Source organism: Rhizobium sp. 01N48, from assembly GCF_056399145.1.
This window is the reverse complement of record NZ_JBFTQT010000003.1, coordinates 425,283-449,879: the sequence shown is the minus strand read 5'-3', so window position 1 is coordinate 449,879 and position 24,597 is coordinate 425,283. Positions and strand designations below refer to the sequence as shown.

At 63.2% G+C, this 24,597-nt stretch carries 23 protein-coding genes; 9 read left to right on the top strand and 14 right to left on the bottom strand.

Annotation, left to right across the window (positions count from 1 at the left end):
* Positions 1-57: 57 nt before the first annotated feature.
* Both AC1DOG_RS08595 and AC1DOG_RS08590 read left to right on the top strand, forming a co-directional pair.
* Positions 58-1,236, top strand: coding sequence for a GGDEF domain-containing protein (locus tag AC1DOG_RS08595; protein ID WP_477927376.1), 1,179 nt, complete (start codon positions 58-60; stop codon positions 1,234-1,236).
* A 187-nt stretch (positions 1,237-1,423) separates the two neighbouring features.
* Entirely contained in the window at positions 1,424-1,966 is a 543-nt protein-coding gene (locus AC1DOG_RS08590; RefSeq protein WP_477927375.1) for a glyoxalase superfamily protein, read from the top strand.
* 44 nt (positions 1,967-2,010) lie between these two features.
* Here AC1DOG_RS08590 and AC1DOG_RS08585 read toward each other — a convergent pair whose 3' ends face one another.
* Positions 2,011-3,282, bottom strand: a complete 1,272-nt coding sequence (locus AC1DOG_RS08585) for an MgtC/SapB family protein (RefSeq protein ID WP_477927374.1) — start codon at positions 3,280-3,282, stop codon at positions 2,011-2,013.
* Positions 3,283-3,371: 89 nt separating this feature from the next.
* Positions 3,372-3,854 carry an anthrone oxygenase family protein gene (locus AC1DOG_RS08580; RefSeq protein WP_477927373.1) on the bottom strand — a complete coding sequence of 161 codons (483 nt, stop codon included), beginning with the start codon at positions 3,852-3,854 and terminating at the stop codon, positions 3,372-3,374.
* Between the two features lie 115 nt (positions 3,855-3,969).
* Here AC1DOG_RS08580 and AC1DOG_RS08575 point away from each other — a divergent pair, with 115 nt between their 5' ends.
* Positions 3,970-4,626: a TetR/AcrR family transcriptional regulator gene (locus tag AC1DOG_RS08575; protein ID WP_477927372.1), complete on the top strand. Its 657-nt coding sequence runs from the start codon at positions 3,970-3,972 to the stop codon at positions 4,624-4,626.
* On the opposite strand, the gene AC1DOG_RS08570 is transcribed toward AC1DOG_RS08575, so the two are convergent.
* On the bottom strand, positions 4,627-5,529 hold the full coding sequence (locus AC1DOG_RS08570; protein ID WP_477927371.1) for a GGDEF domain-containing protein: 903 nt from the start codon (positions 5,527-5,529) through the stop codon (positions 4,627-4,629).
* Between the two features lie 421 nt (positions 5,530-5,950).
* Here AC1DOG_RS08570 and AC1DOG_RS08565 point away from each other — a divergent pair, with 421 nt between their 5' ends.
* Both AC1DOG_RS08565 and AC1DOG_RS08560 read left to right on the top strand, forming a co-directional pair.
* Positions 5,951-6,640, top strand: coding sequence for an orotate phosphoribosyltransferase (locus AC1DOG_RS08565; protein ID WP_111561624.1), 690 nt, complete (start codon positions 5,951-5,953; stop codon positions 6,638-6,640).
* Between the two features lie 91 nt (positions 6,641-6,731).
* Positions 6,732-7,658: a carbohydrate kinase family protein gene (locus AC1DOG_RS08560; RefSeq protein ID WP_477927370.1), complete on the top strand. Its 927-nt coding sequence runs from the start codon at positions 6,732-6,734 to the stop codon at positions 7,656-7,658.
* A 3-nt stretch (positions 7,659-7,661) separates the two neighbouring features.
* On the opposite strand, the gene AC1DOG_RS08555 is transcribed toward AC1DOG_RS08560, so the two are convergent.
* Entirely contained in the window at positions 7,662-8,456 is a 795-nt protein-coding gene (locus AC1DOG_RS08555) for an alpha/beta fold hydrolase (protein ID WP_477927369.1), read from the bottom strand.
* An 89-nt stretch (positions 8,457-8,545) separates the two neighbouring features.
* Positions 8,546-9,976, bottom strand: coding sequence for an aminotransferase-like domain-containing protein (locus AC1DOG_RS08550; RefSeq protein WP_477927368.1), 1,431 nt, complete (start codon positions 9,974-9,976; stop codon positions 8,546-8,548).
* A 90-nt stretch (positions 9,977-10,066) separates the two neighbouring features.
* Between AC1DOG_RS08550 and AC1DOG_RS08545 the strand changes: the two genes are divergently transcribed.
* Both AC1DOG_RS08545 and AC1DOG_RS08540 read left to right on the top strand, forming a co-directional pair.
* On the top strand, positions 10,067-10,930 hold the full coding sequence (locus tag AC1DOG_RS08545; RefSeq protein ID WP_477927367.1) for a DMT family transporter: 864 nt from the start codon (positions 10,067-10,069) through the stop codon (positions 10,928-10,930).
* Between the two features lie 96 nt (positions 10,931-11,026).
* Positions 11,027-11,170: a hypothetical protein gene (locus AC1DOG_RS08540; RefSeq protein ID WP_181459210.1), complete on the top strand. Its 144-nt coding sequence runs from the start codon at positions 11,027-11,029 to the stop codon at positions 11,168-11,170.
* Between the two features lie 98 nt (positions 11,171-11,268).
* Here the strand turns inward: AC1DOG_RS08540 and pgi are convergent, their stop codons facing one another.
* Both pgi and AC1DOG_RS08530 read right to left on the bottom strand, forming a co-directional pair.
* Positions 11,269-12,894 carry a glucose-6-phosphate isomerase gene (pgi, locus tag AC1DOG_RS08535; protein ID WP_037187720.1) on the bottom strand — a complete coding sequence of 542 codons (1,626 nt, stop codon included), beginning with the start codon at positions 12,892-12,894 and terminating at the stop codon, positions 11,269-11,271.
* Between the two features lie 418 nt (positions 12,895-13,312).
* Positions 13,313-15,013, bottom strand: a complete 1,701-nt coding sequence (locus tag AC1DOG_RS08530) for a long-chain-fatty-acid--CoA ligase (RefSeq protein WP_477927366.1) — start codon at positions 15,011-15,013, stop codon at positions 13,313-13,315.
* 285 nt (positions 15,014-15,298) lie between these two features.
* Here AC1DOG_RS08530 and AC1DOG_RS08525 point away from each other — a divergent pair, with 285 nt between their 5' ends.
* A complete protein-coding gene (locus AC1DOG_RS08525) occupies positions 15,299-15,691 on the top strand; it encodes a PRC-barrel domain-containing protein (RefSeq protein ID WP_018898279.1) in 393 nt (130 codons plus the stop codon).
* 111 nt (positions 15,692-15,802) lie between these two features.
* On the opposite strand, the gene AC1DOG_RS08520 is transcribed toward AC1DOG_RS08525, so the two are convergent.
* The 6 genes from AC1DOG_RS08520 to osmF all read right to left on the bottom strand — a co-directional run bounded on the left by AC1DOG_RS08520 (position 15,803) and on the right by osmF (position 22,533).
* A complete protein-coding gene (locus AC1DOG_RS08520) occupies positions 15,803-18,256 on the bottom strand; it encodes a glycoside hydrolase family 2 protein (RefSeq protein ID WP_477927365.1) in 2,454 nt (817 codons plus the stop codon).
* Between the two features lie 9 nt (positions 18,257-18,265).
* Positions 18,266-18,661, bottom strand: coding sequence for a VOC family protein (locus tag AC1DOG_RS08515; protein ID WP_477927364.1), 396 nt, complete (start codon positions 18,659-18,661; stop codon positions 18,266-18,268).
* 45 nt (positions 18,662-18,706) lie between these two features.
* A complete protein-coding gene (locus tag AC1DOG_RS08510; protein WP_477927363.1) occupies positions 18,707-19,456 on the bottom strand; it encodes an ABC transporter permease in 750 nt (249 codons plus the stop codon).
* Complete coding sequence (locus AC1DOG_RS08505) at positions 19,453-20,397, bottom strand: ABC transporter ATP-binding protein (protein WP_113009841.1); 945 nt, start codon at positions 20,395-20,397, stop codon at positions 19,453-19,455. Before AC1DOG_RS08505 ends, AC1DOG_RS08510 begins: the two co-directional genes overlap by 4 nt.
* Complete coding sequence (locus tag AC1DOG_RS08500) at positions 20,394-21,560, bottom strand: ABC transporter permease (protein WP_477927362.1); 1,167 nt, start codon at positions 21,558-21,560, stop codon at positions 20,394-20,396. The genes AC1DOG_RS08505 and AC1DOG_RS08500 overlap by 4 nt, the downstream gene beginning before the upstream one ends.
* A 64-nt stretch (positions 21,561-21,624) precedes the next feature.
* Positions 21,625-22,533 carry a glycine betaine ABC transporter substrate-binding protein OsmF gene (gene osmF / locus AC1DOG_RS08495; RefSeq protein WP_113010051.1) on the bottom strand — a complete coding sequence of 303 codons (909 nt, stop codon included), beginning with the start codon at positions 22,531-22,533 and terminating at the stop codon, positions 21,625-21,627.
* 286 nt (positions 22,534-22,819) lie between these two features.
* Here osmF and AC1DOG_RS08490 point away from each other — a divergent pair, with 286 nt between their 5' ends.
* Positions 22,820-23,542, top strand: a complete 723-nt coding sequence (locus AC1DOG_RS08490) for a copper homeostasis protein CutC (protein WP_477927361.1) — start codon at positions 22,820-22,822, stop codon at positions 23,540-23,542.
* Here AC1DOG_RS08490 and AC1DOG_RS08485 read toward each other — a convergent pair.
* The gene (locus AC1DOG_RS08485) at positions 23,539-24,555 is read right to left on the bottom strand and encodes a zinc-binding alcohol dehydrogenase family protein (RefSeq protein ID WP_477927360.1); all 1,017 of its coding nucleotides are present in this window, start codon (positions 24,553-24,555) and stop codon (positions 23,539-23,541) included. The genes AC1DOG_RS08490 and AC1DOG_RS08485 overlap by 4 nt on opposite strands.
* Between the last annotated feature and the right edge of the window lie 42 nt (positions 24,556-24,597).

Here is a 24,597-nt window from a genome sequence, read left to right as displayed (position 1 = left end):
CGGGCGAATTCCATTTTCTTAAAGCGAAAGCGTGGCAGAAGCCGCGGAGCTCAAAGCATGACGCTTGACTATAATTCATTGCTGACCGCGTTGGCGGTCTCGGCGACTTGTCTCGCCATTACTTTGCTGGCGAGCTGGATTGCCCGCCGGACCGAAACATTTCTGCTGGCCTGCGGGGTCGGCCTTATTCTGATCGTCAGCGGCATCTTTGCCTATGGCATCTATGTCGATAAGCCGAACGCGCTCGTCGGCACTGTCTGCTTCGCGCTGCTCTTTCCCGGTTTCGCGACCGTCTGGGGCGCGGGATGCCAGTTCCGGACAGGAACATTGCCGCACGCGCGCGTTGCTGCCTTCGGCGCCGTGGCGGTGGTGGCGACCTCATTGCCGATGTTGCTCGGCTATGACGGCCTGTCCTTCATCATCGACAATATCGCCATCGCCTCCTTCCTCTTCGCCACGGCCTACCAGTATTGGCGCGCCCGTGCCGAAGCGATCGTCCCGCTGACCGGCATCACCAGCCTCTATTGCCTGACAGGCTTTTCCTTCGTCCTCTGCGCTGCCGTGCTGATCTATCAGGGCAAGCTTGTCCTGGGTGCTGCACCCAACAACTGGTCTGAAGATTTGAGCCTCGCTGTCTGCATCGCCAGCATGACCGGCATCGGCGCGCTGTCGCTTGCCCTGCACCAATGGCGCATGGCCGCCCTCCACCGCATCGACGCGGCTACCGATCCGCTGACCGGCCTGCTCAATCGCCGTGCCCTGTTCGATCGCCACGGCGCCGGCGTCATGGGCCCGACCACGGCTGTGTTGGTCTTCGACATCGACCACTTCAAATCGATCAACGACAGTTTCGGTCACGACGTCGGCGATCGCGTGCTCAAGGTCTTCGCGGCCGAATTGACCGCGACTTGCCGGCTGAGCGACACAGTTGCCCGTCTCGGCGGCGAAGAGTTCGCGATGGTTCTGCACCAGGTCATGCCCGGCCGTGCCGAGGTCGTCGCCGAGCGCATACGCAAGGCCTTCGAGGGACGCGAGCTCGACATCGACGGCCAGGTCTGCAAATGCACCGTCAGCGTCGGCGTCGCTTCCGGCCGCACCAAGCCGCTGCCATTCGACGCCATGTTGACCGCTGCCGACAAGGCGCTCTACGCGGCCAAGCGCGCCGGCCGCAACCGCGTCGAGCTTGCGAGCCACCTGCAGGCAGTTCCCACGGACACGGCCCGCACCGCCTCTTGATCGTCGGCGGTTCCCCTCGTATGGTCGGGTTGGCCGATGCAGCCAGCCGCCCCGCGGTGCGAAAGCACGATGGTGAATGCATCCACGCATATCCTTCACATCCCTTGCCGTTTGGCGATTGATGGCGAACGGGTCAGCAGACGCGGGCACTGATCGTCCTGTTCGCCGCCAACGAAGGGAATGCACCATGCGTGATTTTCGCGATGCGAAACTGATGGCCAAGGCGTTGCGCCAGGCACTTGCCGACCGCGATGTCGATCTTTCTCACAGCGATACGCTGGAGATCGTCGCCCGCCAGTTCGGCTTCGAACAATGGAACATCCTGTCTGCGAAACTGGAACAGACAACGGCATCGCCGCCCGCGGTCGGCATAGAGCCGCCGATCCCGATCTTCCGCATCTTCGACGTCGACAAGGCCAAGGAGTTCTACTGCGGCTTTCTGGGGTTTGAGCTCGATTGGGAGCACCGCTTCGGCGAGCATTTCCCGCTCTACTGCCAGGTTTCGCGAAGCGGCATGATCCTGCACCTCAGCGAGCACTCGGGAGACGCCAGCCCCGGCGCCAGGGCCTTCGTTCCCGTGAAAGGCGTTCGCGCCTATCAAGCGGAGCTCACGGCCAAGGATTATCGTTACATGAAGCCGGGGCTTCAGGAAGCGCCATGGGGATTGGAGATGGAGGTCATCGATCCCTTCAACAATCGCGTTACGTTCTGCGAGCGCAACGACGGATAAAGGCCGGCAGGGTCTGAGGCGGTGTGCTGGGCAAGCCTGCCGCCTCAGACGGCCCAAATCCCGCGCGTCGAAAGATAGCCGATCGCGCCGAAGAGGATGGCGACCGCCGAGGCGAGGCCGAGTGTCACGGCATATTCGCGGCGCCCCGCGGTGAAGGCCAGCGCGACCTTGGTGACCATATTGACGAACACGGCAATCAGCGTGACATCGGCCGCCGTCGTGGCGCTGATCGCCGAGCCGACGAGGCGCACGGTGGAGAGCGTGATCGCATCGACATCGACAAGACCCGAGATGGCAGCGACGACATAGAGCGCCGAGGCGCCGACATATTCGGTCGCCATCTTCGAGACGAGGCTGATCAGGCCAAGCAGCAGCGCAAAGGAAATCACCGTCTTCAGTTCGAACGGATTGGTGAGCCCGATCTCCGGCGCCTGCGTGCTCGACCCGGAACGCCATGCGAGAAACAGGCTGGTCGCCAGGAAGCCGATGATGGCGGGCACGAGCGCCGACGAGAGCGGCGCCAGCATGCTGAGCGACAGGGCGCTCGCAATGACGAGAACGCGCGCGAAGGAAAGCGCGCCGGCAATCGCCGCACCCGCCGCCAGATGCCGCGCCCCTTGCGGCGCTTCCATCGAATAGCGGGCGAAGGAGAGTGTCAGCGCGGTGGACGAGACAAGCCCGCCGGCCGCACCCGCAAGCAGGATCCCGCGGCTCGATCCCATGAGCCGGATCGCCACATAGCCGGCGAAGGAGAGTGCCGCGATGGTAATCGTCAGAAGCCAGAGCGCATAGGGATTGAGCGCGCCCCAGGGATCGAGCGGCTTGTCGGGCAGCAGCGGCAGCGCGATCACGGTCATCGCGAGCAGCATCAGCGCCGAGCGGAGCTCCACCCAGGTCAGCCCCTGCAGGAAGCCGTGAAGGCTGGTGCGGGCCGCGAGCACGACTGTCACCACGACCGCGCCTGCTCCCGCCGTGATGAGATCGCCGAGCGCGGCGAGCATGCCGAGCGCGAAGACGCAAAGGGCGGCGATGATCGAGGTGATGCCGTAATCCTTGTCCTCGATGGCCTCCTGCCATTTGCCGGCGATATAGACGACGCCGAGAAGCACCGCGATCGTGGCCGGGAAAAACGGGCCGGTCAGCGGCTGCAGCGTGCCGACAATGCCGCCTAGGAAGCCGGTGAGGCCGAACGTCCGAAGCCCGGCGGTGCGCCCGCCGACGCGCACGTCGCGCTCGGTCCAGCCCCGCTCGACGCCGACGAGCAGACCGATGGCAAGCGCCACGCCGAGACGGCGGAAGACTTCGATATGTTCCATGTCCCGCACGATATCGCCGCCGCGCCGCTAAGCAAGCGCAAACATCTGAAACCATTGGCGCATTAGCGATACAGCCGCCGATTTCGCGATCAGATCAGCATCAGTGCCCGCACGAACGCGGCCGATGCCAGAAGCGAGGCCACGGTCCTCACATGGTTCCACCACGTCCAGTCGCGGACGTAGTCCTGCCACAGCGCCGATGCCTCGGGGCCGTTGCCTGAAACCTGCCCCAGCGCATCGTTCATCGGCACGTTGAAGATGATCGTCGAGGCGAAGGAGGCAACGATGTAGATGATGGCGCCGGCGAGCATCCAGAGGCTCGCCCCCTCCCGCCAGCTCACCACCGCGAGCACACCGATCAACAGGCAGAGAATGGCCGTCGGCACGAAGAGCATCATGAAGGGCGAGCGCAGGATCGTGACGTTGATGGAGTTCATCGCGGCGATCCCCTGTTCCGTCGGGATGCGCGAAAACGCCGGCATCACGAAAGTCGAGAACGCGAAGAATGTGCCGGCGACGAGCCCGCTGCCGATCGCGGCGGCGACAAGCGACAATACGAGAATGATTGCCATGCCGATGACCTCCCATTTTGGCCCGTAAGCCAAAAGTCAATAACAGAGAAACTCTCTCATTTGCAAAATGAGATAAACTCTCTTATTTCTCCTGTCAACCGGAATGGAGCGTTAGATGGCGGACGAAGCGGCTGTGGGATCGCGAACAAAGGTGGGCGCCACAAGGCAGCCCCGGCGCATCCCCCGTCAGCAGAGAGGCCGCGAGCGCTTCGAGAAGATATTGGCCGTGGCCACGCAGCTGATCGAGGCAAAGGGGAGCGATGCGCTGAAGATGAGCGAGATCGTCGAAAAGGCCGATCTCTCCTTCGGCGCGCTCTACCAATATTTCCCGGATAGGAGCTCGATCTTCGCAACGCTGGCCGAGCGCTTCAACGAGGAGGGCCGCGCCTGCGTGGTCGCGGCGCTGGTGGAGGCAACGGATGCCGCCACGCTGCGCTTGGCGCTGTGCCGGATCGCCGACGAGTACCACGCGTTCTTTCGCAGCGAGCCCGTCATGCGCGACATATGGTTCGCCACCCAGGCGGATCGGCTGCTGCAGGAAATCGACGCCGACGATATGGAGTTTCACGCGCAGGCGTTGCTGGCGGTGCTGGAGCAGGTCTATCCGGATCGCCGCAAGCCCGCGCTGCTCGCGCTCGCCAGGCTCGTGATGCAGCTGCTGGCAGCGGCGGTCAGATATGCCGCCGCGTTGAGCGAGGATGAGGGACGGGCAGCAATTGCGCTCTACAAGAAGATGCTGCCCGCCGATATCGGCGAATTGGTAGCGGAGTGATCAGGCACGGATCTTCGCGTCCCTGATCGACAAGGAGACCGCCGAGCGAACCATGTTGCGACCTCCGTTCTTGGCGGCATAAAGCTCCCGGTCCGCCGCCGTCAGCATGGATTTCAGCGTTTCGCTGGCGGGATCGCCACGATAGACGCCGAAGCTTGCCGTCACGCGCTTGGCCGTCAGCGGGCCGACGGCCTTGCTTTCGAACTGCATGCGCAGCCTGTTGGCGATGTTGACCGCGGCATCGATATCCGTGCGCGGCAAGACCAGGCAGAATTCCTCGCCGCCGATGCGCGCCGCGATGTCATAGGGCCGCAGATTGTGCTGGATCGTGGCGCCGGCCATGACCAGCACCTGGTCGCCGACATCGTGACCGAACTGGTCGTTGATCGACTTGAAGTGATCGAGATCGAAGACCACGACGGAGATCGGCGTGCGCTCACGTGCGGCGCGAGCAATCTCCAGCGCCCCGATATCCTTCAGCCAGCGGCGGTTGCCGAGACCGGTCAGAACGTCTGTCGTCGCCTGGCGGCGCAATTGCGCCAGCGTCGCATCGAGTTCCTTGATCAGGATCGAGATCCCGTTGGTGACGATGCCGACCTCGTCCTTGCGCTTGCTGCGCACCGACTTGACGACGCCGGTGGAACGGTAGGTCTCGACCACGCCGGCGATCTGGTGCAGCGGCCGGATGAACGCCCAGACGCACGCCAGGCAAAAGGCGGTGCCGATCAGCGTCGCTCCCAGCACCAGGATAAGCACAGGCGTCGCCTCGCTCCGAAAACCGGTGACCAGATAGACGACGAGCGCCAGAAGCGGCACGTGCGTCGAGACGAAGCAAATGGAGAAGATCTTGAGGGTCAGCGATTGGTTGAACTGCTGAAGCGGTGTGAACCTCGTGAGGCGCATTCTGGACTCCTTCATGGTGTCTTTGGGCGCTGGGAAAATGGCGCGGGAAGTTTCACTCCGTTGTTAACGAAATCATTCAAATTTGAATGTCTTTGGGGCCGCCGGGCATTAGGGACCGTGCAAGTGCCTGCCGAACAATACGTATGACGAATGTCTAAAATTATGAATGGGTTGTGGAAATTTAAGTTGTCCGCAAAAGAAATACCATCAAGGGTTTTTGCGGCCCGGCGCGCCTCACGCTTTTGGTGAATCACCGCATCCTGACACAACGAAATTAACAGAGCGAGAAGCGGCGCCAACGGCAACGTAAGCGCGTGCAAATGCCATTCTTGCGTTTGAGCCGCTCGCGTTCTGGAAACTTGCCCCACTTGCTGCTATTGGCCCATAAGTTTGAGCACAAGATCGAGGCAAGGAGAGAACGATGATCCAGGCAACATTCACCGACCGCAAAGTCATGGCCGAACTGGTGGCCAAGATGCTCTGGGAGATCAAGGCCGTTCACTTCAATGCCACCCAGCCCTACAAGTTCGCCTCCGGCATGGCGAGCCCCGTCTATATCGACTGCCGCAAGCTTCTCTCCTTCCCGCGCATCCGCTCGACAGTGATGGATTTCGCCGCCAGCGTCGTGCTGCGTGAAGCGGGCTTCGAGAAGTTCGACTGCATCGCCGGCGGCGAAACGGCGGGCATTCCCTTCGCGGCGCTCCTTGCCGATCGCCTCAGCCTGCCGATGATCTATGTCCGCAAGCAGCCGAAGGGCCACGGCCGCAACGCCCAGATCGAGGGCAACATGCCTGAGGGTTCGCGCGTTCTGGTCATCGAGGACCTGACGACGGCCGGCGGCAGCATGTTCAAGTTCATCGATGCGGTGCGCGACGCCGGTGGTGTTGTCGATCATGGCATCGCGCTCTTCTATTACGGCATCTTCGACGAGGGCGCGCTGCGCTTTGCCGATGGCAAGGTCAAGCTGCACTACATCGCCACCTGGCGCGATGTTCTGGCTGTCGCCAAGGAGCAGCAGCTGTTCGATCAGAACACTTTGAACGAGGTGGAATCCTTCCTCGATGCGCCGCTGGCATGGTCCGGCCGCAACGGTGGTATTTCATCACTTTGAGTGAATAATTGCTCACGGCGCTTTGCTTTTGCCACGAAGTTATCTAATCCAGTTGGGCATCGACAGATCGTAATGCCCTTGGGAGACGGACATGATTTTGTGCTGTGGAGAAGCGTTGATCGACATGCTGCCGCGGGAGACGACGCTCGGCGAAAAGGGCTTCGCGCCCTATGCCGGCGGCGCCATCTTCAACACGGCGATCGCGCTCGGGCGCCTGGGCATCCAGACGTCTTTCTTCACCGGTCTCGCCGACGACATGATGGGCGAAATCCTCTGCGATACGCTGAAGGCGAGCAATGTCGACTTCAGCCTCTGCGCCATCGCGCAGCGCCCTTCGACACTCGCCTTCGTCAAGCTGGTCAACGGCCAGGCAACCTACGCCTTTTATGACGAAGGCACCGCCGGCCGCATGATCACCACCGACGACCTGCCTGTCCTCGGCGACGATTGCGAGGCGCTGCACTTCGGCGCCATCAGCCTGATCCCCAGCCCCTGTGGCGAAACCTACGAGGCGCTGCTCGACCGCGAGGCGGCCAAGCGCGTCATCTCGCTCGACCCGAACATCCGCCCCGGCTTCATCAAGGACAAGCAGGCTCACATGGCGCGCATCAAGCGCATGGCCGCCAAGTCCGATATTCTGAAGTTCTCCGACGAGGACCTGGAGTGGTTTGGCATGGAAGGCAGTCATGACGATCTCGCCGCCCACTGGCTGCAGCACGGCGCCAAGCTCGTCGTCATCACCAAGGGCGCCGAGGGCGCGACGGGCTACACAAGCGAACGCAAAGTCACCGTCCCTAGCCAGCGCGTGACCGTTGTCGACACTGTCGGCGCCGGCGACACGTTCGATGCCGGCGTTCTCGCCTCGCTGAAGATGGATGGCCTGCTCACCAAGCCGCAGGTCGCCTCGCTCGATGAAAAGGCGCTGCAGAACGCCCTCTCGCTCGGCGCCAAGGCCGCCGCCGTCACGGTCTCCCGCGCCGGCGCCAACCCGCCATGGGCCAACGAGATCGGCCTCTAAGCCTCAGGGCAATTGATCGAGAAAGCCAAGCACGGTCCGATTGAACTCATCGGGCCGCTGCAGCGGCGCAAAGTGGCTGACGCCTTCCATCGAAACGGAGGTCGCGCCGGGAATGCTGCCCACCAGATGCGCGGCATGCTCCGGCTTGATGAACTCGTCCCTGTCACCGAGCACCACCGCCACCGGCACACGGATGCGGTTCAGATCGGCGGCCGAATAATTCGGCTCGGTCGACATCATCAGGCTCACATCCTCGACGAAGCGGTCGAACTGATCGGGCGTCGGCGACAGCGCCTCGTAGTCCATCCGATGCCGGCTGAAGCAGCGGTCGATCACAGGCGTCGGCATGAAGGGCTTTACGCCAGATGGATCCATGCTGCAGGCGAAGAAGAACACGCCGTCGACGCGTTGAGGGTGCTTGTCTGCGAGAATGAGCGCCGTGCAAGCCCCATCGCTCCAGCCCACAAGCGCCGCCTTTTCGATCTCGAGATGATCCATCACCGCAAGCACGTCGGACGCCATCAGTTCGTAAGTGTAGGGCTTGCCGTCCCGCGTGCTGCGGCCATGCCCGCGGCTGTCGATCACCACCACGCGCCGGCCGGAGCGCAACAGCGCCGGCACCTGATAGCCCCAGTTGCCGCTATTCCCGAGCCCGCCATGCAGCAGGATCACAGCCGGCCCGGAGCCATAGGCGCTGTACCATATATCGGCGCCATCATGCGTGGCCACGCCGTCGTCACCGTCAGGCAAGGCCTCCGCTCCCTGCGCTGCAAATCGCTCCAGCTCGTCGTCGGTCATGTCAGTCCTCCCAATCCTTCATTCTCTCTAGACGAACGACGCAGCCTCGTCTCGACACATCCCGCGAAACAATCGCCGCGCCGCCCGAACTAAGCCTTCCCTCGCGCTGCCTGCATGGCCCCGCGCAGCACCTCGAAGACTTTAGGATCTTCCGTCTGCGAAACATTGAACCGCATGAAATCCGTCGCCGTCTGCGACAGGCTGAAGGCATTGCCCGGCGCCAGCACCACGTCTCGCTCCAGTGCCGCTCGCGCCACATCGGCGGCGTCGATGCCATCAGGCAGCCGGCACCACAGGAACATCCCCGCCTGCGGCTCAAGCCAGGGCACGATGCCGAGGTTCTTGAGCTTGGCCGAGACCTCGAACATCGTCTTCGATAGCCGGCTGCGCAGTGTCTCGATATGCTTGCGATAGCTCCCGTCGCTGAGTACGCTCAACACAAGCTGCGCCGCATGCCGCCCGCCGCCGAACGAAGTGGCGATCTTCAGATCCGTCAGCCCGCCGATCCATTCCGGCTTGGCGGCGATGAAGCCGCAGCGTGCCGAGGCCGACAGCGTCTTCGAGAAACTGCCGATATGGATGACGCGATCCAGCCCGTCGAAAGCGGCAAGGCGCGGCGCCGTGCCATGCTCGAAATCGGCGAAGATATCGTCCTCGATGATCGTCAGGTCGAACTGCTCCGCGATCTTCAGCACCCGATGCGCCGTCACCGGCGAGAGGATCGCTCCGGTCGGGTTATGCAGCGCCGAATTTGTCACGTATAGCTTCGGCCGGTGCTCGGCCACTACGCGGGTGAAGGCGTCGATATCCGGGCCGGACGGCGTATAAGGCACGCTGACGATCTTGGCGCGGTGCGCCCGAAGCAGAGCGTGGAAATTGAAATAGCAGGGATCGTCGACCATCACGGTGTCGCCGGGCTCGATCAGGAAGCGGCAGAGCAGGTCGATCGCCTGGATGCCTGATTCCGTGAGGATGATCTGGTCGGGCGAGGCGCCGATCCCCTTGTCGGCCATCCGCCGCGCGATCAGCTGCCTGAGCGGCGGCAATCCGAGCGGCGATCCATAGGCAAGCAGCACCGGCCCATCGGCGCGCGCCAGCGCCCGCAGGCCGCGGCGAACGCCGTCCTCCGGAAGCCACGACGGCGGCAGCCAGCCGCAGCCGGGCTTCAGCCCGATATCGCCCGCCTCCAGAGACTGCCGCGACACCCAGAACGGATCAATCTCGCGATCGAGCCGTGGCCCGACCTCCGATAGCGCGAAGGGCGCCGCCTGGTTGGCGACGTAAAAGCCGGAGCCCGGCCGGGACAGGATCGCGCCCTCGGCAACCAGCCGCTCATAGGCCTCGACGACGGTCGATGTCGAAATCTTCAGCGATCCCGCAAGCGCCCGCACCGAAGGCAGCTTCGCCCCCGCCGTCAGGCTGCGGCCGGCGATGCGCTGCTTGATTGTGTTCATCACCATCGCCACGCGGGTCGTGCCAACGATTGCGTTATCGGCCATCCGTACTGCTCTCCGATGCATAACAGTTTGGACAAACCGTACCATACCGTAGCTGGCATGGCCACGCCGCGTGGGATCATAAGATGGCTATTGATCGTGAAGGAGTGTGCCATGGACCGCACGGCGGCCGGTTGGTTGAATGGTTTTATCGGTGTTCTGATCTTCAGCGGCTCGCTGCCCGCGACGCGCATGGCGGTGATGGGGTTCGATCCCGTCTTTCTGACCGTCGCCCGCGCAGCGATCGCCGGGCTGATCGCGCTGGTGCTGCTCGTTCTGTTTCGCGAAAAGCGGCCGGCGCGCGACGATCTCCTGTCGCTTATTATCGTCGCCTTCGGCGTCGTCATCGGCTTCCCGCTGCTGACGGCGCTGGCGCTCACCCATATCACCTCGGCGCACTCCATCGTCTTCATCGGCCTGCTGCCGCTTTCGACCGCGATCTTCGGCGTTCTCAGGGGCGGGGAACGTCCGCAGCCGGCATTCTGGATCTTCTCCTGCGTGGGGAGCGCGCTGGTCGCAGGTTTTGCCCTGTCGCAAGGCGTGACTGCAGCCCCGCTCGGCGATCTCCTGATGCTCGCCGCCATCATCGCCTGTGGCCTTGGCTATGCCGAGGGCGCCAAGCTGTCGCGCAGGCTGGGCGGCTGGCAGGTCATCTCCTGGGCGCTGGTTCTCTCGCTGCCCGTCATGCTCGGGCTTGCGCTCTTCAATCTGCCGCCGTCCTTTGCGGCGGTCGAAACGCCGGCCTGGGCAGGCCTCGTCTATGTCTCGCTGTTCAGCATGCTGATCGGCTTCTTCTTCTGGTATCGCGGCCTGGCGCAGGGCGGCATTGCCGGTGTCGGCCAACTGCAGCTGCTGCAGCCCTTCTTCGGCCTGCTCCTGGCAGCAACGCTGCTGCATGAGCAGGTGAGCCCCATCATGCTGGTCGTCACCATCGCTATTGTCGGCTGCGTCGCCGGCGCCAAGAAGTTCGCGCGCTAGAGCATTGCAGGTGAGAATGGATTTGCATTTTGCCGCGTAAGCGCGCCTGCTGGTTGGCGTCACATCGCTCGATGTGGCCCAACCAGGGAGCTTGAAATGGCAAAGGGTCAACTCCGCGGCACGCGTGAAGCGCGCAAGCCGAAAAAAGACAAGTCCGCTCCGGCAGTCGCCTCGCAGCCGGGTTCGCAGGTCAAGCAGGCCGCGAGCACCGTACCATCAGGCAAGGGCGCCAGGCCCTGACCGCCACCGAGGGGTGGTCTTGAGGTCAGTCATCTCAGCCAAATGAAAAACGCTCCCGCGGCGGTCGCCACGGGAGCGTCGGTAGAACGTTGCGTTCGTTACTTCGCGAGCTTCGCCAGTTCGGCGACAAGGCCCTGCGTCGACGAATCGTGGCCGGCAGCGCTTTCCTTGCCTTCGATGACGGGCAGCAGGCCGGTCGCCAGTTCCTTGCCGAGCTCGACGCCCCACTGGTCGAAGGAGTTGATGCGGAACAGCACGCCTTCGACGAAGACGCGGTGTTCGTAGAGCGCCACGAGGCGGCCGAAGGCGAACGGCGTCAGCTTGTCATAGACGAAGGTGATCGACGGACGGTTGCCGGTGAAGACGCGATGCGGCGCGATGAAATCGGCCTGCTTGTCGTCCATGCCCTTGTCGGTCAGCTGCTTCTTGGCTTCCTCGAAGGTGCGGCCCTTCATCAGCGCTTCCGACTGCGCGATGCAGTTTGCCATCAAAAGCTGATGCTGGTGGCGCAGCTCCGGCTCGAAGCCGTTGGCGGCGATCATGAATTCCGCCGGGATTACGCTCGTGCCCTGGTGGATCAGCTGGTAGAAGGCGTGCTGGCCGTTGGTGCCGGGCTCGCCCCAGACGACAGGGCCGGAATTGCCTTCGACCGGCGTGCCGTCGATGGTGACGCCCTTGCCGTTCGATTCCATGTCCAGCTGCTGCAGGTAAGCAGGGAAGCGCGACAGGCGCTGGTCGTAGGGTAGGATCGCGCGCGTGGCGTAGCCGAGAACGTTGCGATTGTAGAAGCCGATCAGGCCGAGCAGAATCGGCAGGTTCTTGGCGATCGGCGCCGTGCGGAAGTGGTTGTCGATCGAGTGCGCGCCGTCGAGGAACTTGCCGAAGTTCTCAGGACCGACGGCGATCATCAGCGGCAGGCCGATGGCCGACCAGATTGAGTAGCGGCCGCCGACCCAATCCCAGAAGCCAAACACGCGCTCGCTCTCGATGCCGAAGGCGGCAACCTTGTCGAGCGCCGTCGATACGGCTGCGAAGTGATGCTGAACGGCGGCTTCACCCAGCGCATCGGCAACGAACTTGCGCGCCGTCTGGGCGTTCGTCATCGTCTCGATGGTGGTGAAGGTCTTGGACGCGACGATGAAGAGCGTCGTTTCCGGCTGCACCAGCTTCAGGATGTCGGCGATATGCGCGCCGTCGATGTTGGAAACGAAATGCGCGCGGGGCCCGTCGTGGAACGGTGCCAGCGCCAGCGTCGCCATGACGGGGCCGAGGTCGGAGCCGCCGATGCCGATGTTGATGACGTCGGTGATCTTCTTGCCGGTCGCGCCTTTCAGCGCGCCCGAGCGAATGCCGTCGGCGAACTTGCCCATGGCGGCGAGCACGCCGTTGACGTCAGGCATCACGTCCTTGCCGTCGACGAGAACCGGGGTGTTCGAACGGTTGCGAAGGGCCGTGTGCAGCACCGCGCGGTTTTCGGTGAAGTTGATCGCCTTGCCCGAGAACATCTCGTCGCGCTTGGCTTCGACGCCACCGGTTTCGGCGAGCTTGACCAGAAGGGCCAGCACTTCGTCGTTCACGGCGGTCTTCGAGAAATCCATCAGGAGGTCGTCGAGCGAGGCGGTGAAGCGCGAAAAGCGTTTCGGATCGGCCGCGAAGGCAGCACGGATATCGGTGGCCTTGGTGGCAGCCGCGGTGCTTTTCAGTTGGTCGACGATGGCATTCATGGGAGGCTCCTTTGCAGGGCGTGAGGGTCGCGGAAACTATTCGCTTTACCGGGTGCAAATCAAGTTATGTCTGAAACTATTCATAAAAAGGGTGCGCACGTCGCGCTTGATGCGCCAGCGCAGTCGGGCTATATTGGAGAGGTTGCAGGCGGAGCGGTAACTCCACCTGCTGCGCTTACTTAGGTATGGAATGCGACCCGGACGCTGATTGACCAGCTTGTCCGGGTTCTCCTTACCGTAAGCGTGATGCTAAGCGGTCGAAACCACATATCATCACCTCCCGTTCTGATAGCAAGGCTCTTGCCGAAGTCGGCGCGGCCCATCCTCGCCGATAGGCCGCGTTGCCGCGACCTGTGCTGCTTCTGCCTCAAACAAGCGGATAGCAGTACAGTTTTGGGTTGTGCTCAATCGCGAAATATTACGCGCGCAGATCCTTGCGCAGGATCTTGCCGACCGGCGATTTCGGCAGTTCGGTGCGGAACTCGATGAAGCGCGGCCGCTTGTAGTTGGTGAGGTTGGCCACGCAATGCGCCTTCACATCCGCCTCAGTCAGATCAGGATCCTTGCGCACCACGAAGAGCTTCACCGCCTCGCCGGAATGCCCATCGGCCACGCCGACGGCGGCGGCTTCCAGGATGCCCGGGTGCATCGCCGCCACTTCCTCGATTTCGTTCGGATAGACGTTGAAGCCGGAGACGAGGATCATGTCCTTCTTGCGGTCGACGATCTTGGTGTAGCCGCGGGCATCCATGAAGCCCATGTCGCCGGTGCGGAAATAGCCGTCGGGGGTCATGGCGCGCGCCGTCTCATCCGGCTTGTTCCAGTAACCGGCCATCACCTGCGGTCCGCGAATGCAGATCTCGCCAACCTCGCCGAGCGGCAGCGACGCGCCGTCCTCGTTGCGGATATCGAGATCGGTGGAGGAGATCGGCAGGCCGATCGCGCCGGTGAATTCGGGCGAATCGAAGCGGTTGGCGGTGGCGACCGGCGACGTCTCGGAAAGCCCGTACCCCTCGGTGATGTGGTTGCCGGTGATCGTCAGCCAGCGTTCCGCCACCGGCCGCTGCACGGCCATGCCGCCGCCCAGCGAAATCACCAGCGAGGAGAAATCGACCTTGGCGAATTCAGGGTTGTTCATCAGCGCGTTGAACAGCGTGTTGAGCCCGGGGAAGACGTGGACGTTGGATTTCGAGAACTCGCGCACGAGGGCAGGGATGTCGCGCGGATTGGCGACGAGAATGTTATGCGCGCCGAGCGACATGCCCATCAGCGAGTTCACCGTCAGCGCGAAGATATGGTAGAGCGGCAGCGCGCAGAGGAAGTTCAGCACATCCGGCCGCTGGCGCTTCTCGAAGGCCGATTTCAGCCAGAGTTCCAGCTGCAGCTTGTTCGACAACAGGTTCTTGTGCGTGAGCACCGCACCCTTGGCGATGCCCGTCGTGCCGCCGGTATATTGCAGGAAGGCGATGTCGCTGCCGACAAGACCTGATGGCTTCAGCGTCGCGCCGTCACCCTCACCAAGAACCTGCTTGAAGGTCTTGTGCCGGGGGATAGACCAGGCGGGAACGAGCTTCTTCACCTTGCGGACGAGAAGATTGACGATCAGCCCCTTGGCGCCCAGCATTTCGCCGAGCGAGGTGACGACCACATGGCGCACATCGGTATGGCCGAGCACCTGCTGAACGGTATGGGCGAAGTTCTCCAGAACGAAGATAGCCTTGGCGCCGGCATCGCGCAGCTGATGCTCCAGTTCGCGCGGCGTGTAGAGCGGGTTGACGTTCACTACCACGAGCCCGGCGCGCAGGATGCCATAGACGGCGATCGGGTTCTGCAGCACGTTCGGCATCATCACCGCGACGCGGTCACCCTTCTGCAGTCCGCTTGCCTGCAGCCATGCGGCGACCTTGCGCGTCTGGCTTTCCAGCTGGCGGTAGGTGAGCGTCTTGCCCATGCTGGAAAAGGCGATGCGGTCGGCATAGCGCGCGCAGGATTTCTCAAGCAACTCCGCCAGTGATTCGTACTCCAGCGCCGGAAGCTCGGCCGGTACGATCGCCGGATAGGTGGCAAGCCACGGCTTGTCGGGCCTTTCACCGCCAGGATGGGCGGAAATGCTGTTCATCGTGTCTCTCTCCCTGTCGCTGCCGGCGGGGCGCCCGTCGAAACTATTGGATGATCCTCCATCCTCCAATACGGCAGCTTATGTCATTGCTCGAATGGTTCAAGCAGCATCAGGCTACAATAACCTTGACGTAAACGTCAATATTGCGGCGCCCGCCAAAATTGCGGATCAAATTCGGGAACAACGGGCAGCCGGCGACGTTTTCAATTCATACGCCTGGCAACACACACTTGGCACGAGGAACAACCGCCAGGCACGAGGAACCAACCGAAAGGGAGTAGAGACATGCTGCAACAGGACAACGACAAGACCCTCCGTGACCCGAACGTCAAGGACACGCACTCGCTGATCGCCAGCGACCGCGTGGAAGGCACCCGCGTCTACGGTGCCGATGGCAAGCACATCGGCTCGATCGAGCGCCTGATCCTCGGCAAGAGGGATGGCCGCGTCGCCTATGCCGTGCTGAGCTTCGGCGGCTTCATGGGCATCGGCCACGATCATTACCCGCTGCCCTGGGATAAGCTGTCCTACGACACGCAGCTGGATGGCTACCGCATCGACCTGACCAAGGAACAGATCGAAGGCGCGCCAAGCTATGCGGATGATGACGACACCTGGTACAACGATAACGGCCGCCGGGTCTACGATTACTACGGCGTGCCGCCCTACTGGATGTAAGTCTCCCGCGAGGCCGGAACGGAAGGGTCCCGCCGCGTGCGGGACCCACCGACGGCCACAAAAACCTCCGGCGAAAGTCGGAGGTTTTTGCATGTGCTGCGCGGGTCTAGTTCAGCCCGCGGACACGAGATCGTTGGCCGAGCGCAGCACCGTCCCCACCACGATATCAGCCGCACTGATCGCCGCCTGCGTCTCCACTTCGAACACATGCGTCTCGCCCGGCAGAAGCGTGATCAGCATCGTATCCACCACCGCATCCGGATCGAGACGATCAGCCATAAGGCAGAGATCCTTCAGCAGGCTGGCGGCAGTCACCGCGACCGCGTAACCGCCCTCGCGCTTGCTGACCTCGATCCTCATCTCCGGCTTCGGCAGCTTGAGGTCGATATCCTCGACGAAATAGTGAAACGCCCGCCGGTCCAGCATGTCGACGACGATCACTTCATTGCCGGGATCATCAGCGGTCGCGATATCCTGAGGCAGCGTGAATGCCTTCGCCTCGAACCGGTCGCAAAGCAACCGCCAGAATTCGAACTCGGCAAGCACGGTCCCATCGAGCCGCAGCCGCTTGCCGGATATCTTCGCCCGCCAGAACAGCGTCCTCTCGTTGACGGCAACCGCGGCGAGCCCGCCCTCGCGCGGCTGGATAGTCAGAAGCCGCGGATCGAAAGCCTGGCGCATCGCATACCACAGCGGCTTGCGCCGCCCGGCCGAATCCAGCGCCGCCCAGGAGGTCACCGGCCAACAATCGTTGAACTGCCAGACGACGGCGCCCTTGCAGATATCGCGGTGCGAGCGCATGTGCTCGACCGCGAAGCGGATGGCACGCGCCTGGTTCAGCTGCGTGGCGAAATGCCAGTCGTCCATCGTCAGTGGCTCGGGCAGATGGCCGGCCAGCCCACGGATCAGCTTGTCATTGCCCTGCGTCGCCTTCTGGTGGTGGAAGACCCCGTTGGACACAGGCGTCAGAGGCGCGTCGTGCACGCTTTCTTCCAGCGTCGCCCAGTTGGGCGGTGCCTGCCAGCCGAATTCGGAGCAGAAGCGCGGAATATAGTTGCGGTAGACCTCGTAGCCTACGTCGTTCCACACATCCCAGATGTGCTTGCATCCATGCGCATCCGCATTCGGCTCGATCTCCATCGTGCCCGAGTACGGGCTGCCGGGATAGTAGGGCCGGTCGGGATCAATCTCGGCGCAGAGTCCCGGCAGGATGTCGAGATAGTAGCCAAGCCCCCAGCTCTCGCCCTCCTTGATGATCGGCCGCCAGCCCCACTCGTCGAAACCCCAGATATTCTCGTTGTTGCCGTTCCAGACGATCAGCGAGGGATGCGGCATCAGCCGCGCGACGTTGTCGCGCACCTCCGCCTCGGCCTCGCCACGGAGCGGCTCTTCCTCAGGATAGGAGGCGCAGGCAAACAGGAAATCCTGCCACACCAGCATGCCCACGCGGTCGCACTCCTCGTAGAACTCATCCCGCTCGAAGATGCCGCCGCCCCATACCCGCAACAGGTTGATGTTGGCGGCCTTCGCCTCGTCGATCCGCGACGCATAGCGCTCGGCCGTGACCCGCGAGGGGAAGCAATCGTCGGGGATCCAGTTGGCGCCGCAGAGAAACAGCGGCACGTCGTTGATCACGAAGGTGAAGGCCGAGCCATGCTCATCCGGGGAAGTATCGAGCCGCACCGAGCGGAAGCCGATCTGCTTCACATAGTCATCGAGCAGTCCGTCGCTCTCGCCATCGCGCAGTTCGATGCGCAGCGGATAAAGCGGCTGCGCGCCGAGATGATGCGGCCACCAGATCTGCGGCGAGGGAACGCGCAACTGGAAGCTGACCTCGTCGCTCCCGGCCGCGACCATCTCGCTATGCGTGACGCCGCCGATGCTGGCCGTGATGCGGCAATCGCCGCCGTCACCAGCGCGCGCGATCTTTGCCCGCACCGTCACCAACCCGTCTCCACCAGCAAGTGCCGCCGAAACCAGCGTCTCGGCAAGCCGCGCCTTCGCCCGGCGCTCCAGCCGCACCGGCTTCCATATCCCCGCCGTCACCAGCGTCGGTCCCCAGTCCCAACCGAAATTGCAGGCCATCTTGCGCATCAGGTTGCCGGGGCCGGGATAGTTGTTCGGCCGGTAGCCGTAATGCGCTTCCATCTCCGCGCCGTAGGCATAGGCCGAGCGAAAGGTCACGACCAGCTCGTTGCCTTCGGCCTTCAGGCGATCGGAAACGTCGAAGCGGTAGGTCCGGTGCATGTTGAACGTCTGGCCGATCTCTTCGCCATTGAGCGAGATCGTCGCCACCGTATCCAGCCCGTCAAAAACAAGCTCCTGCACGAGATCGGCATCGGGCGCGGCGTCGAAGCGGCAGCGATAGGTCCAATCCTCGCGGCCGATCCAGTCATTGGTGATCTCGTTGACGTCGACATAGGGGTCGGGGATCAGTCGGCCTGCCAGGAGGTCCAGATGCACGCATCCCGGCACATGCGCCGGCACGGTTTTCGGCAGATCCGGCTTTCCTGCAACGTTACAGTTGAGGGTCCAGCCGGTATGCAGGTCTGTCTTGGAAATCATCGGGTTCTCTTAGAGATAGCGGCCGTGGCCCTGCAGGACTTCGATCTTGTAGCCGTCGGGATCGGTGATGAAGAAGAACAGGGCAAGCAGCTTGCCGTCCCGGTTGAGCTCCGTGAGCTTGCCGGGATTGAGCCCGGCTTCCGCGAGCCGCTTGTGCTCGACGGCAACCTCCTCGACCGACACCGCCAGATGCCCATAGCCGTCGCCGAGATTATAGGGTTCGACGCGGCCCTTGTTGATGGTCAGCTCCAGCTCGAAGCCGGTCTCGCGGTTGCTGAGATAGATGAGCGTGAAGGTGTCGAAATCGATGCGGTCGGCGACCTCGAGCCCGAAGACCTTGCCGTAGAATTCGACCGAGCGCGCTTCGTCGAGAACGCGGATCATCGAGTGAATCATCTTGGCCAAGGCTGCCTCCATCGTGCGTATCAGGCCGCTTTGGTAGCTGCTGCCTTAGGCGGTGCGCAAGCCCATTCTTCGCGTCATCGCGCTTTCCACCAATCCCACCGCATCATAGATCAACAGCGCCATCAGTCCGACGATCAGGCCGCCCTGCAGGATGAAGGCGGTGTTGTCGGATATCAGCCCGGCGATGATCACTTCGCCCAGCCCCTTGGCGGCCACCGTCGAGCCGATCGTCGCCGTTCCGATGTTGATCACGGTCGCCACCTTCACGCCCTCGATGATCAGCGGCAGCGCCAGTGGCAGCTCCACCTGGAACAGCCGCTGCGTCGGGTTCATGCCCATGCCGTCGGCGGCATCGAGCACGGCGGGGGAGACCTGGCGCAGGCCGGAGATGGTGTTTTCGAAGATCGGCAGCAGCCCGTAGAGAAACAGCGCGACAAGCGTCGGCCCGGCACCGAAGCCCATGGCCGGCACCGCCAGCGCCAGCACAGCGACCGGCGGAAAGGTTTGCCCCGCATTGGCGATGGCGCGCGACAGCGGCAGGAAATCTGCGCCGCTCCGCCGTGTTACGAAGACCCCGCCCAGAATGGCGACCACGGCGCTCCCGACAATCGAGATCAGCACCAGTTGCAGATGCCCGAGCGCCAGAAGCGGCAGGCTGCTTTGCGTATAGACGGGGGGCGCGTTGTTCTTGGTGAGCGGCGTCAGCAGGAAGGACAGCCACTCTGTCCGGAACAGGAGGATCAGGAGCAGTGCCAGCGCCGCGACGCGAAAGAGATTGGCGGTGAGGAGCTTCATTCCTTGCGGCCCAACTCCAGCAGGTGCGACATCGAGATCGACCCGATCGCCGCCTTCTTCTCGTTCTCGACGGCGGCTTCGTCGATCCCTTGCCAGATCATCTCGGCCAGCGCGTCGCGCAGGCTGAGCGATTGCGGCAGGCCGTGATCGAGCCCGGCCTTGGCCGGCGCCATGCCCGATGTCAGCGGCAGCAGCGACATGCGCTTCAGCGCCCGGTCGGTCGTTCCCGTCAACTGCTGCACGAAGGGGTCGGCGGGTTCGGTGATGATCTTCTCCGGCGTCGAATATTGCAGCAGCCTGCCGCCGCGCATCACCGCGATCCGGTTGCCGAGGTGGAAGGCCTCGTCCATGTCGTGGGTGACGAGAATGATCGTCGTTCCGAACTGTTTCTGGATCGCCAGAAGATCGTCCTGCGCCTTGCCGCGAATGACGGGATCGAGCGCGCCGAAGGGCTCGTCCATGATCAGCACCTCCGGCCCCGCGGCCAGCGCTCGCGCAACGCCGACGCGCTGCTGCTCGCCGCCGGAAAGTTGATGCGGATACTTTTTGGCAAAGGATTTGGGGTCGAGATTGAAGAGGCCGAGCAGTTCATCGACGCGCGCATCGATCCTGCCTCGCTCCCAGCCGAGCAGCTGCGGCACCGTCGCGATGTTCTGCGCCACCGTGCGGTGCGGAAAGAGCCCGTTGCCCTGGATCACGTAGCCGATATTGCGGCGCAGTTCCGTCTCCGGCACATCGGCCACGTTGCGCCCGCCGACGCGGATTTCGCCAGATGTCATCGGTACCAGCCGGTTGATCATCCGGATCAGCGTCGATTTGCCGGAGCCCGAGGTTCCGACGATCACGGTGATCTCGCCCTTCTCGACCGCCATCGACACATTGTCGACCACGGTCGTATCGCCGTAGCGCTTGGTGACGTTGCGGATGTCGATCATGCTCATGCGGCAGGTCCCCGTGTGCTGTCGGCGACCGCATCGAGAATGACGGCCGAAGAGAAGGCGAAGATGACGGTCGGCACGGCGCCGAGGAGAACGAGGTCCATGGCCGTCTGGCCGAGCCCCTGGAAGATGAAGACGCCGAAGCCACCGCCGCCGATCAGCGCCGCCACCGTCACCAGCCCGATCGCCTGTACCAGCACGATGCGGATACCCGTGAGGATGACCGGCAGCGCCAGCGGCAGGTCTATACCCGTGAGAATCTGCCGCCGCGTCAGCCCCATGCCGGCGGCTGCGTCGCGCACGGCGGGGTCGACGCCCTCGAGACCGACGACGGTGTTGGCCACGATCGGCAGCAGCGAATAGAGCACCAGTGCGATCAGCGCGGGCGCCGCGCCGATGCCGCTGATCCCGAGCGCTGCCGCTAAAGGAACATTCGCCGCGAGATAGCCGAGCGGCAGCATCAGCAGGCCGAAGAGCGCGAGGCTCGGGATCGTCTGGATCAGGCTCAGCCCCTGCAAGAGCGCCGCGCGGAGCTTGGGCACCCAGAAACAGACGATGCCGAGCGGCAGCCCGATCGCCACCGAGATCGCCAGCGACCCGAAGGCCAGCTCAACATGCGTCCATGCCTCGGCCCAGAACTGGTCGCCGCGATTGGCGAATTCGCGCATGATCGAGAGACTGTCGAGCAACCCCGACCATAGAAAGATGCCGAGCAGACAGGCATAGGCGATGAGCGCCACCACCCGCATCCACGGCTTCAGCCGCACCTTCACCAGCGCATCTGATATGATCAGCGATGTGACCGCGAGCAGCACCCAGAAGCCGCCGCCCGGCGTCATGCGCGCCGCCGTGCTGCCCTCTGGCGTAAACGACGTTGCCACGAACCCGATTGCCGCCAGCAATGCCGCCAGACAGAGCGTCGAGATCGCAAGCCGCGCATAGGCGTTTTCGAGAAACAGCACCGCGCAGGCCGAGAAAACGAGGAGCAAAGTGAGGATGATGACGGAGGGCTGATCCAGAAGCTGCATCAGCAACATCGGCTTGCCCGATGCGATCCGGTTCGCCTTCACGTAGATGAATGGCAGCATTGCCGCCGCCGCGACGCCCGCGACGACGAGAACGACGCCGAGCCGGTCCAGTCTGCGGACCGCTAAGGTTTCTTCCATCGATCCATCCCAGCCTGGAAGGAAAACGGCTCCGCATCCATTGCTGGATACGGAGCGTCGGCAATTACTTCAGGAAGCCTTTTTCCTTCAGATAGGCCTCGGCAACGCTCTTCGCCGGCTCGCCATCGACCTGGATCTTGCCGTTCAGCTTGCGCAGCTCGTCGGCCGTCAGGCTCTTGAAGATCGGCGCCAGGATCTCTTCGATCTTCGGGTTCGCCTTCAGCACCTCCTCGCGGATGATCGGCGTCGGCGCATAGACCTGCTGCACGCTCTTGTCGTCTTCGAGCACGGTCAGTTCTGCGGCCTCGATCGCGCCATCCGTGCCGTAGACCATGGCGGAATTGGCGCCGTTCGTCTGGTCGGCCGCGGCCTTGATCGTGGCAGCGGTATCACCGCCCGAGAGCACGATTTCCTGCTCCGGCTTCAGCGTGAAGCCATAGGTCGTCTGGAACGCCGGCAGCGCGCCGGCGGTGTTGACGAATTCTGCCGATGCCACGAGCTTCGCTTCGCCGCCACCGGCAACCCACTTGCCGAAATCAGACATGCTCTTCAGGTTGTTTTTCCCGGCGACATCGTTGCGCACGGCGATCGCCCATGTGTTGTTGGCGGGCGAGGGGGTCAGCCAGACGATCTTGTTGGCGTCATAATCCAGCTTCTTGGCCATGTCATAGCCCTGCTGGATGTTCTTCCAGGCCGCATCGTCGGGCTTGTTGAAGAAGAAGCCGGCATTGCCGGTGTATTCGGGATAGATGTCGATCTCGCCTGCGGTGATCGCCTTGCGCACCACGGGCGTGGCGCCGAGCGCGATGCGGTCCTTCGTCTTGATGCCGTTGGCGTTCAGCGCCAGCGCGATCACGTTGCCGAGCAGCGTGCCCTCCGTGTCGATCTTAGACGACACCACGACATCCGCGGCCTGCACCGCACCTGCCGTCAGGGCACAGAGCGATACGGCAAGGGCTATTCTTTTCAGCATGACCATCCCCTTATTCCTTCAAAGGCGCGGAAAGCCTTGGCGCAAGGCGAACCGCTCGAAACTCCCCGGCGAAGACAGCGCACTGTCGGCGACCGATCCAATGCGTAACTGACATAGTGTGCACGATTGAAAAATCGATGCGATTGCGAAAATACTGTTCACGACACTGTCCAATCGATCGATGATCGATTGCCTTCCGGTCTCCGCTCGCAAACACGGTGCTGGGATGCTAACCGGAAGAGCAGGCTCAGGCTTGGACGATCATGAGATGACGAGGGAGGAAAGCGTGACAATCTTGCTTGAGGTATGCGTGGATAGCCCGCGCGGTCTGGCGGCGGCCATCGAAGGCGGCGCTGATCGTATCGAATTGTGCTCGGCGCTCGAGATTGGCGGGCTGACGCCCGTCGCCGGCATGATGAAAGCGGCGGCTGCCGCCCCCATCCCGGTCTACGCAATGATCCGCCCGCATGCCGGTCCCTTCATGTTCGACAGCGGCGATGAAGCGGCGATGATGGCGGATATCGATGCCGTCAGGGCCTTCGGCCTCGCCGGCGTGGTTATCGGGGCAAACCTTGCCGACGGCACGCTCGACATGCCGCTGCTGCGCCGGTTGAAAGCGCATGCGGCCGGCCTCGGCTCGACGCTGCATCGCGCCTTCGATCTCGTTCCCGATCCCGATGCGGCGCTGGAGCAGGCGGTCGAGCTCGGCTGCGAACGAATCCTCACCTCCGGTTGCATCCCCAAGGCCATCGATGGCCTGGAGACATTGGCACGACTGTCGAAGAAGGCGGCCGGCCGGATCTCGGTCATGCCCGGCAGCGGTGTGCGCCCTGCCAACGCGCCGCAGATCCTGCGCGCCACCGGTGCCCGCGAAATTCACGGCTCCTGCAGTTCGCCCGTTGCAAGCGTCGATCCCCGAGCCGTCGCTTTCGGCTTCGAGGCCGCGTCGCCCAACAGAACGGACGCGTCCATCGTGCGCCAGATGCGCGAGGCGATCGATAGTCTTTAGCCGACTTTGATGACGGCCTTGATCAGACCGCTCTTTTCATGCGCCCAGCGCGCCAGATCGCGCGGCGCATCGGCAAGCGTCGTGCGGTGGCTGATCAGCCGTTCCACCGGCACGAGGCCGTTGGCGATCGAGGCCGCCACATGCTCGAAATCGATCCGCGTCGCATTGCGGCTGCCGATGACAATCATTTCGCGCTTGTGAAACTCGGGGTCGGAGAAGCGGATATCGTCCTTCACGACGCTGACCAGAACCAGCGCGCCACCATGCGCAACGAACTGGAACGCCTTCTCCATTGAGGGGCCATAGCCGGTAGCGTCGAAAACGACGTCGAAACCATCCCCGCCGGTCTTCGCCTTCACCGCATCAAGCGTCGCATCATTGGCGACGATGCCGGATGAGAAGCCGAAGCGCTCGGCGGCCATCTCCAGCCGCTCCGCGCTGGTGTCCAGCAGCGTCACCTCATGGCCGGCGATCCGCGAAAAGATTGCAGCACCAAGGCCGATCGGGCCGGCGCCGATGACGAGCGCGCGCGAGCCTGCGGGCGAAAGCGAGCGGCGCACGGCATGCGCCCCGATCGCCAGGAATTCCACTGTCGCCGCCGCTTCCAGGCTCAGCCCCTGCGCCGCATAGAGATTGCCTGCCGGAACCGTGATCTCCTCGCAGAACGCCCCGTCTGTGTGGACGCCAAGCACCTTGATATCGGTGCAGCAATTCGCCTTGTCCTTGCGGCAGGCGACGCATCGGCCGCAGGAGATATATGGGTTGACGATCACAGGCGTGCCGACCGCGATCTCGACGCCGGCACCGGTTTCCACCACGGTTGCCGAGATCTCGTGGCCCATCACCCGCGGATATTCGAGAAACGGATGCTTGCCCTCGAAGATGTGATAGTCCGTGCCGCAGATGCCGACATGACTGACCGCGAGCCGCGCCCAGCCGGCTTCAGGCGTGCCGGGAGAGGGGCGCTCGACGATTTCGAGAACACCCGGTTGTTGGCAAAGCACGGCTTTCATGACGGTTCCTGCATTCGATTGAAAGGAAGCCGGCGAGTGGCC

Coding starts and splice junctions, on each gene's coding strand:
- AC1DOG_RS08595 (WP_477927376.1), top strand. CDS start 58: ATGACGCTTGACTATAATTCATTGCTGACCGCGTTGGCGGTCTCGGCG.
- AC1DOG_RS08590 (WP_477927375.1), top strand. CDS start 1,424: ATGCGTGATTTTCGCGATGCGAAACTGATGGCCAAGGCGTTGCGCCAG.
- AC1DOG_RS08585 (WP_477927374.1), bottom strand. CDS start 3,282: ATGGAACATATCGAAGTCTTCCGCCGTCTCGGCGTGGCGCTTGCCATC.
- AC1DOG_RS08580 (WP_477927373.1), bottom strand. CDS start 3,854: ATGGCAATCATTCTCGTATTGTCGCTTGTCGCCGCCGCGATCGGCAGC.
- AC1DOG_RS08575 (WP_477927372.1), top strand. CDS start 3,970: ATGGCGGACGAAGCGGCTGTGGGATCGCGAACAAAGGTGGGCGCCACA.
- AC1DOG_RS08570 (WP_477927371.1), bottom strand. CDS start 5,529: ATGCGCCTCACGAGGTTCACACCGCTTCAGCAGTTCAACCAATCGCTG.
- AC1DOG_RS08565 (WP_111561624.1), top strand. CDS start 5,951: ATGATCCAGGCAACATTCACCGACCGCAAAGTCATGGCCGAACTGGTG.
- AC1DOG_RS08560 (WP_477927370.1), top strand. CDS start 6,732: ATGATTTTGTGCTGTGGAGAAGCGTTGATCGACATGCTGCCGCGGGAG.
- AC1DOG_RS08555 (WP_477927369.1), bottom strand. CDS start 8,456: ATGACCGACGACGAGCTGGAGCGATTTGCAGCGCAGGGAGCGGAGGCC.
- AC1DOG_RS08550 (WP_477927368.1), bottom strand. CDS start 9,976: ATGCATCGGAGAGCAGTACGGATGGCCGATAACGCAATCGTTGGCACG.
- AC1DOG_RS08545 (WP_477927367.1), top strand. CDS start 10,067: ATGGACCGCACGGCGGCCGGTTGGTTGAATGGTTTTATCGGTGTTCTG.
- AC1DOG_RS08540 (WP_181459210.1), top strand. CDS start 11,027: ATGGCAAAGGGTCAACTCCGCGGCACGCGTGAAGCGCGCAAGCCGAAA.
- pgi (WP_037187720.1), bottom strand. CDS start 12,894: ATGAATGCCATCGTCGACCAACTGAAAAGCACCGCGGCTGCCACCAAG.
- AC1DOG_RS08530 (WP_477927366.1), bottom strand. CDS start 15,013: ATGAACAGCATTTCCGCCCATCCTGGCGGTGAAAGGCCCGACAAGCCG.
- AC1DOG_RS08525 (WP_018898279.1), top strand. CDS start 15,299: ATGCTGCAACAGGACAACGACAAGACCCTCCGTGACCCGAACGTCAAG.
- AC1DOG_RS08520 (WP_477927365.1), bottom strand. CDS start 18,256: ATGATTTCCAAGACAGACCTGCATACCGGCTGGACCCTCAACTGTAAC.
- AC1DOG_RS08510 (WP_477927363.1), bottom strand. CDS start 19,456: ATGAAGCTCCTCACCGCCAATCTCTTTCGCGTCGCGGCGCTGGCACTG.
- AC1DOG_RS08505 (WP_113009841.1), bottom strand. CDS start 20,397: ATGAGCATGATCGACATCCGCAACGTCACCAAGCGCTACGGCGATACG.
- AC1DOG_RS08500 (WP_477927362.1), bottom strand. CDS start 21,560: ATGGAAGAAACCTTAGCGGTCCGCAGACTGGACCGGCTCGGCGTCGTT.
- osmF (WP_113010051.1), bottom strand. CDS start 22,533: ATGCTGAAAAGAATAGCCCTTGCCGTATCGCTCTGTGCCCTGACGGCA.
- AC1DOG_RS08485 (WP_477927360.1), bottom strand. CDS start 24,555: ATGAAAGCCGTGCTTTGCCAACAACCGGGTGTTCTCGAAATCGTCGAG.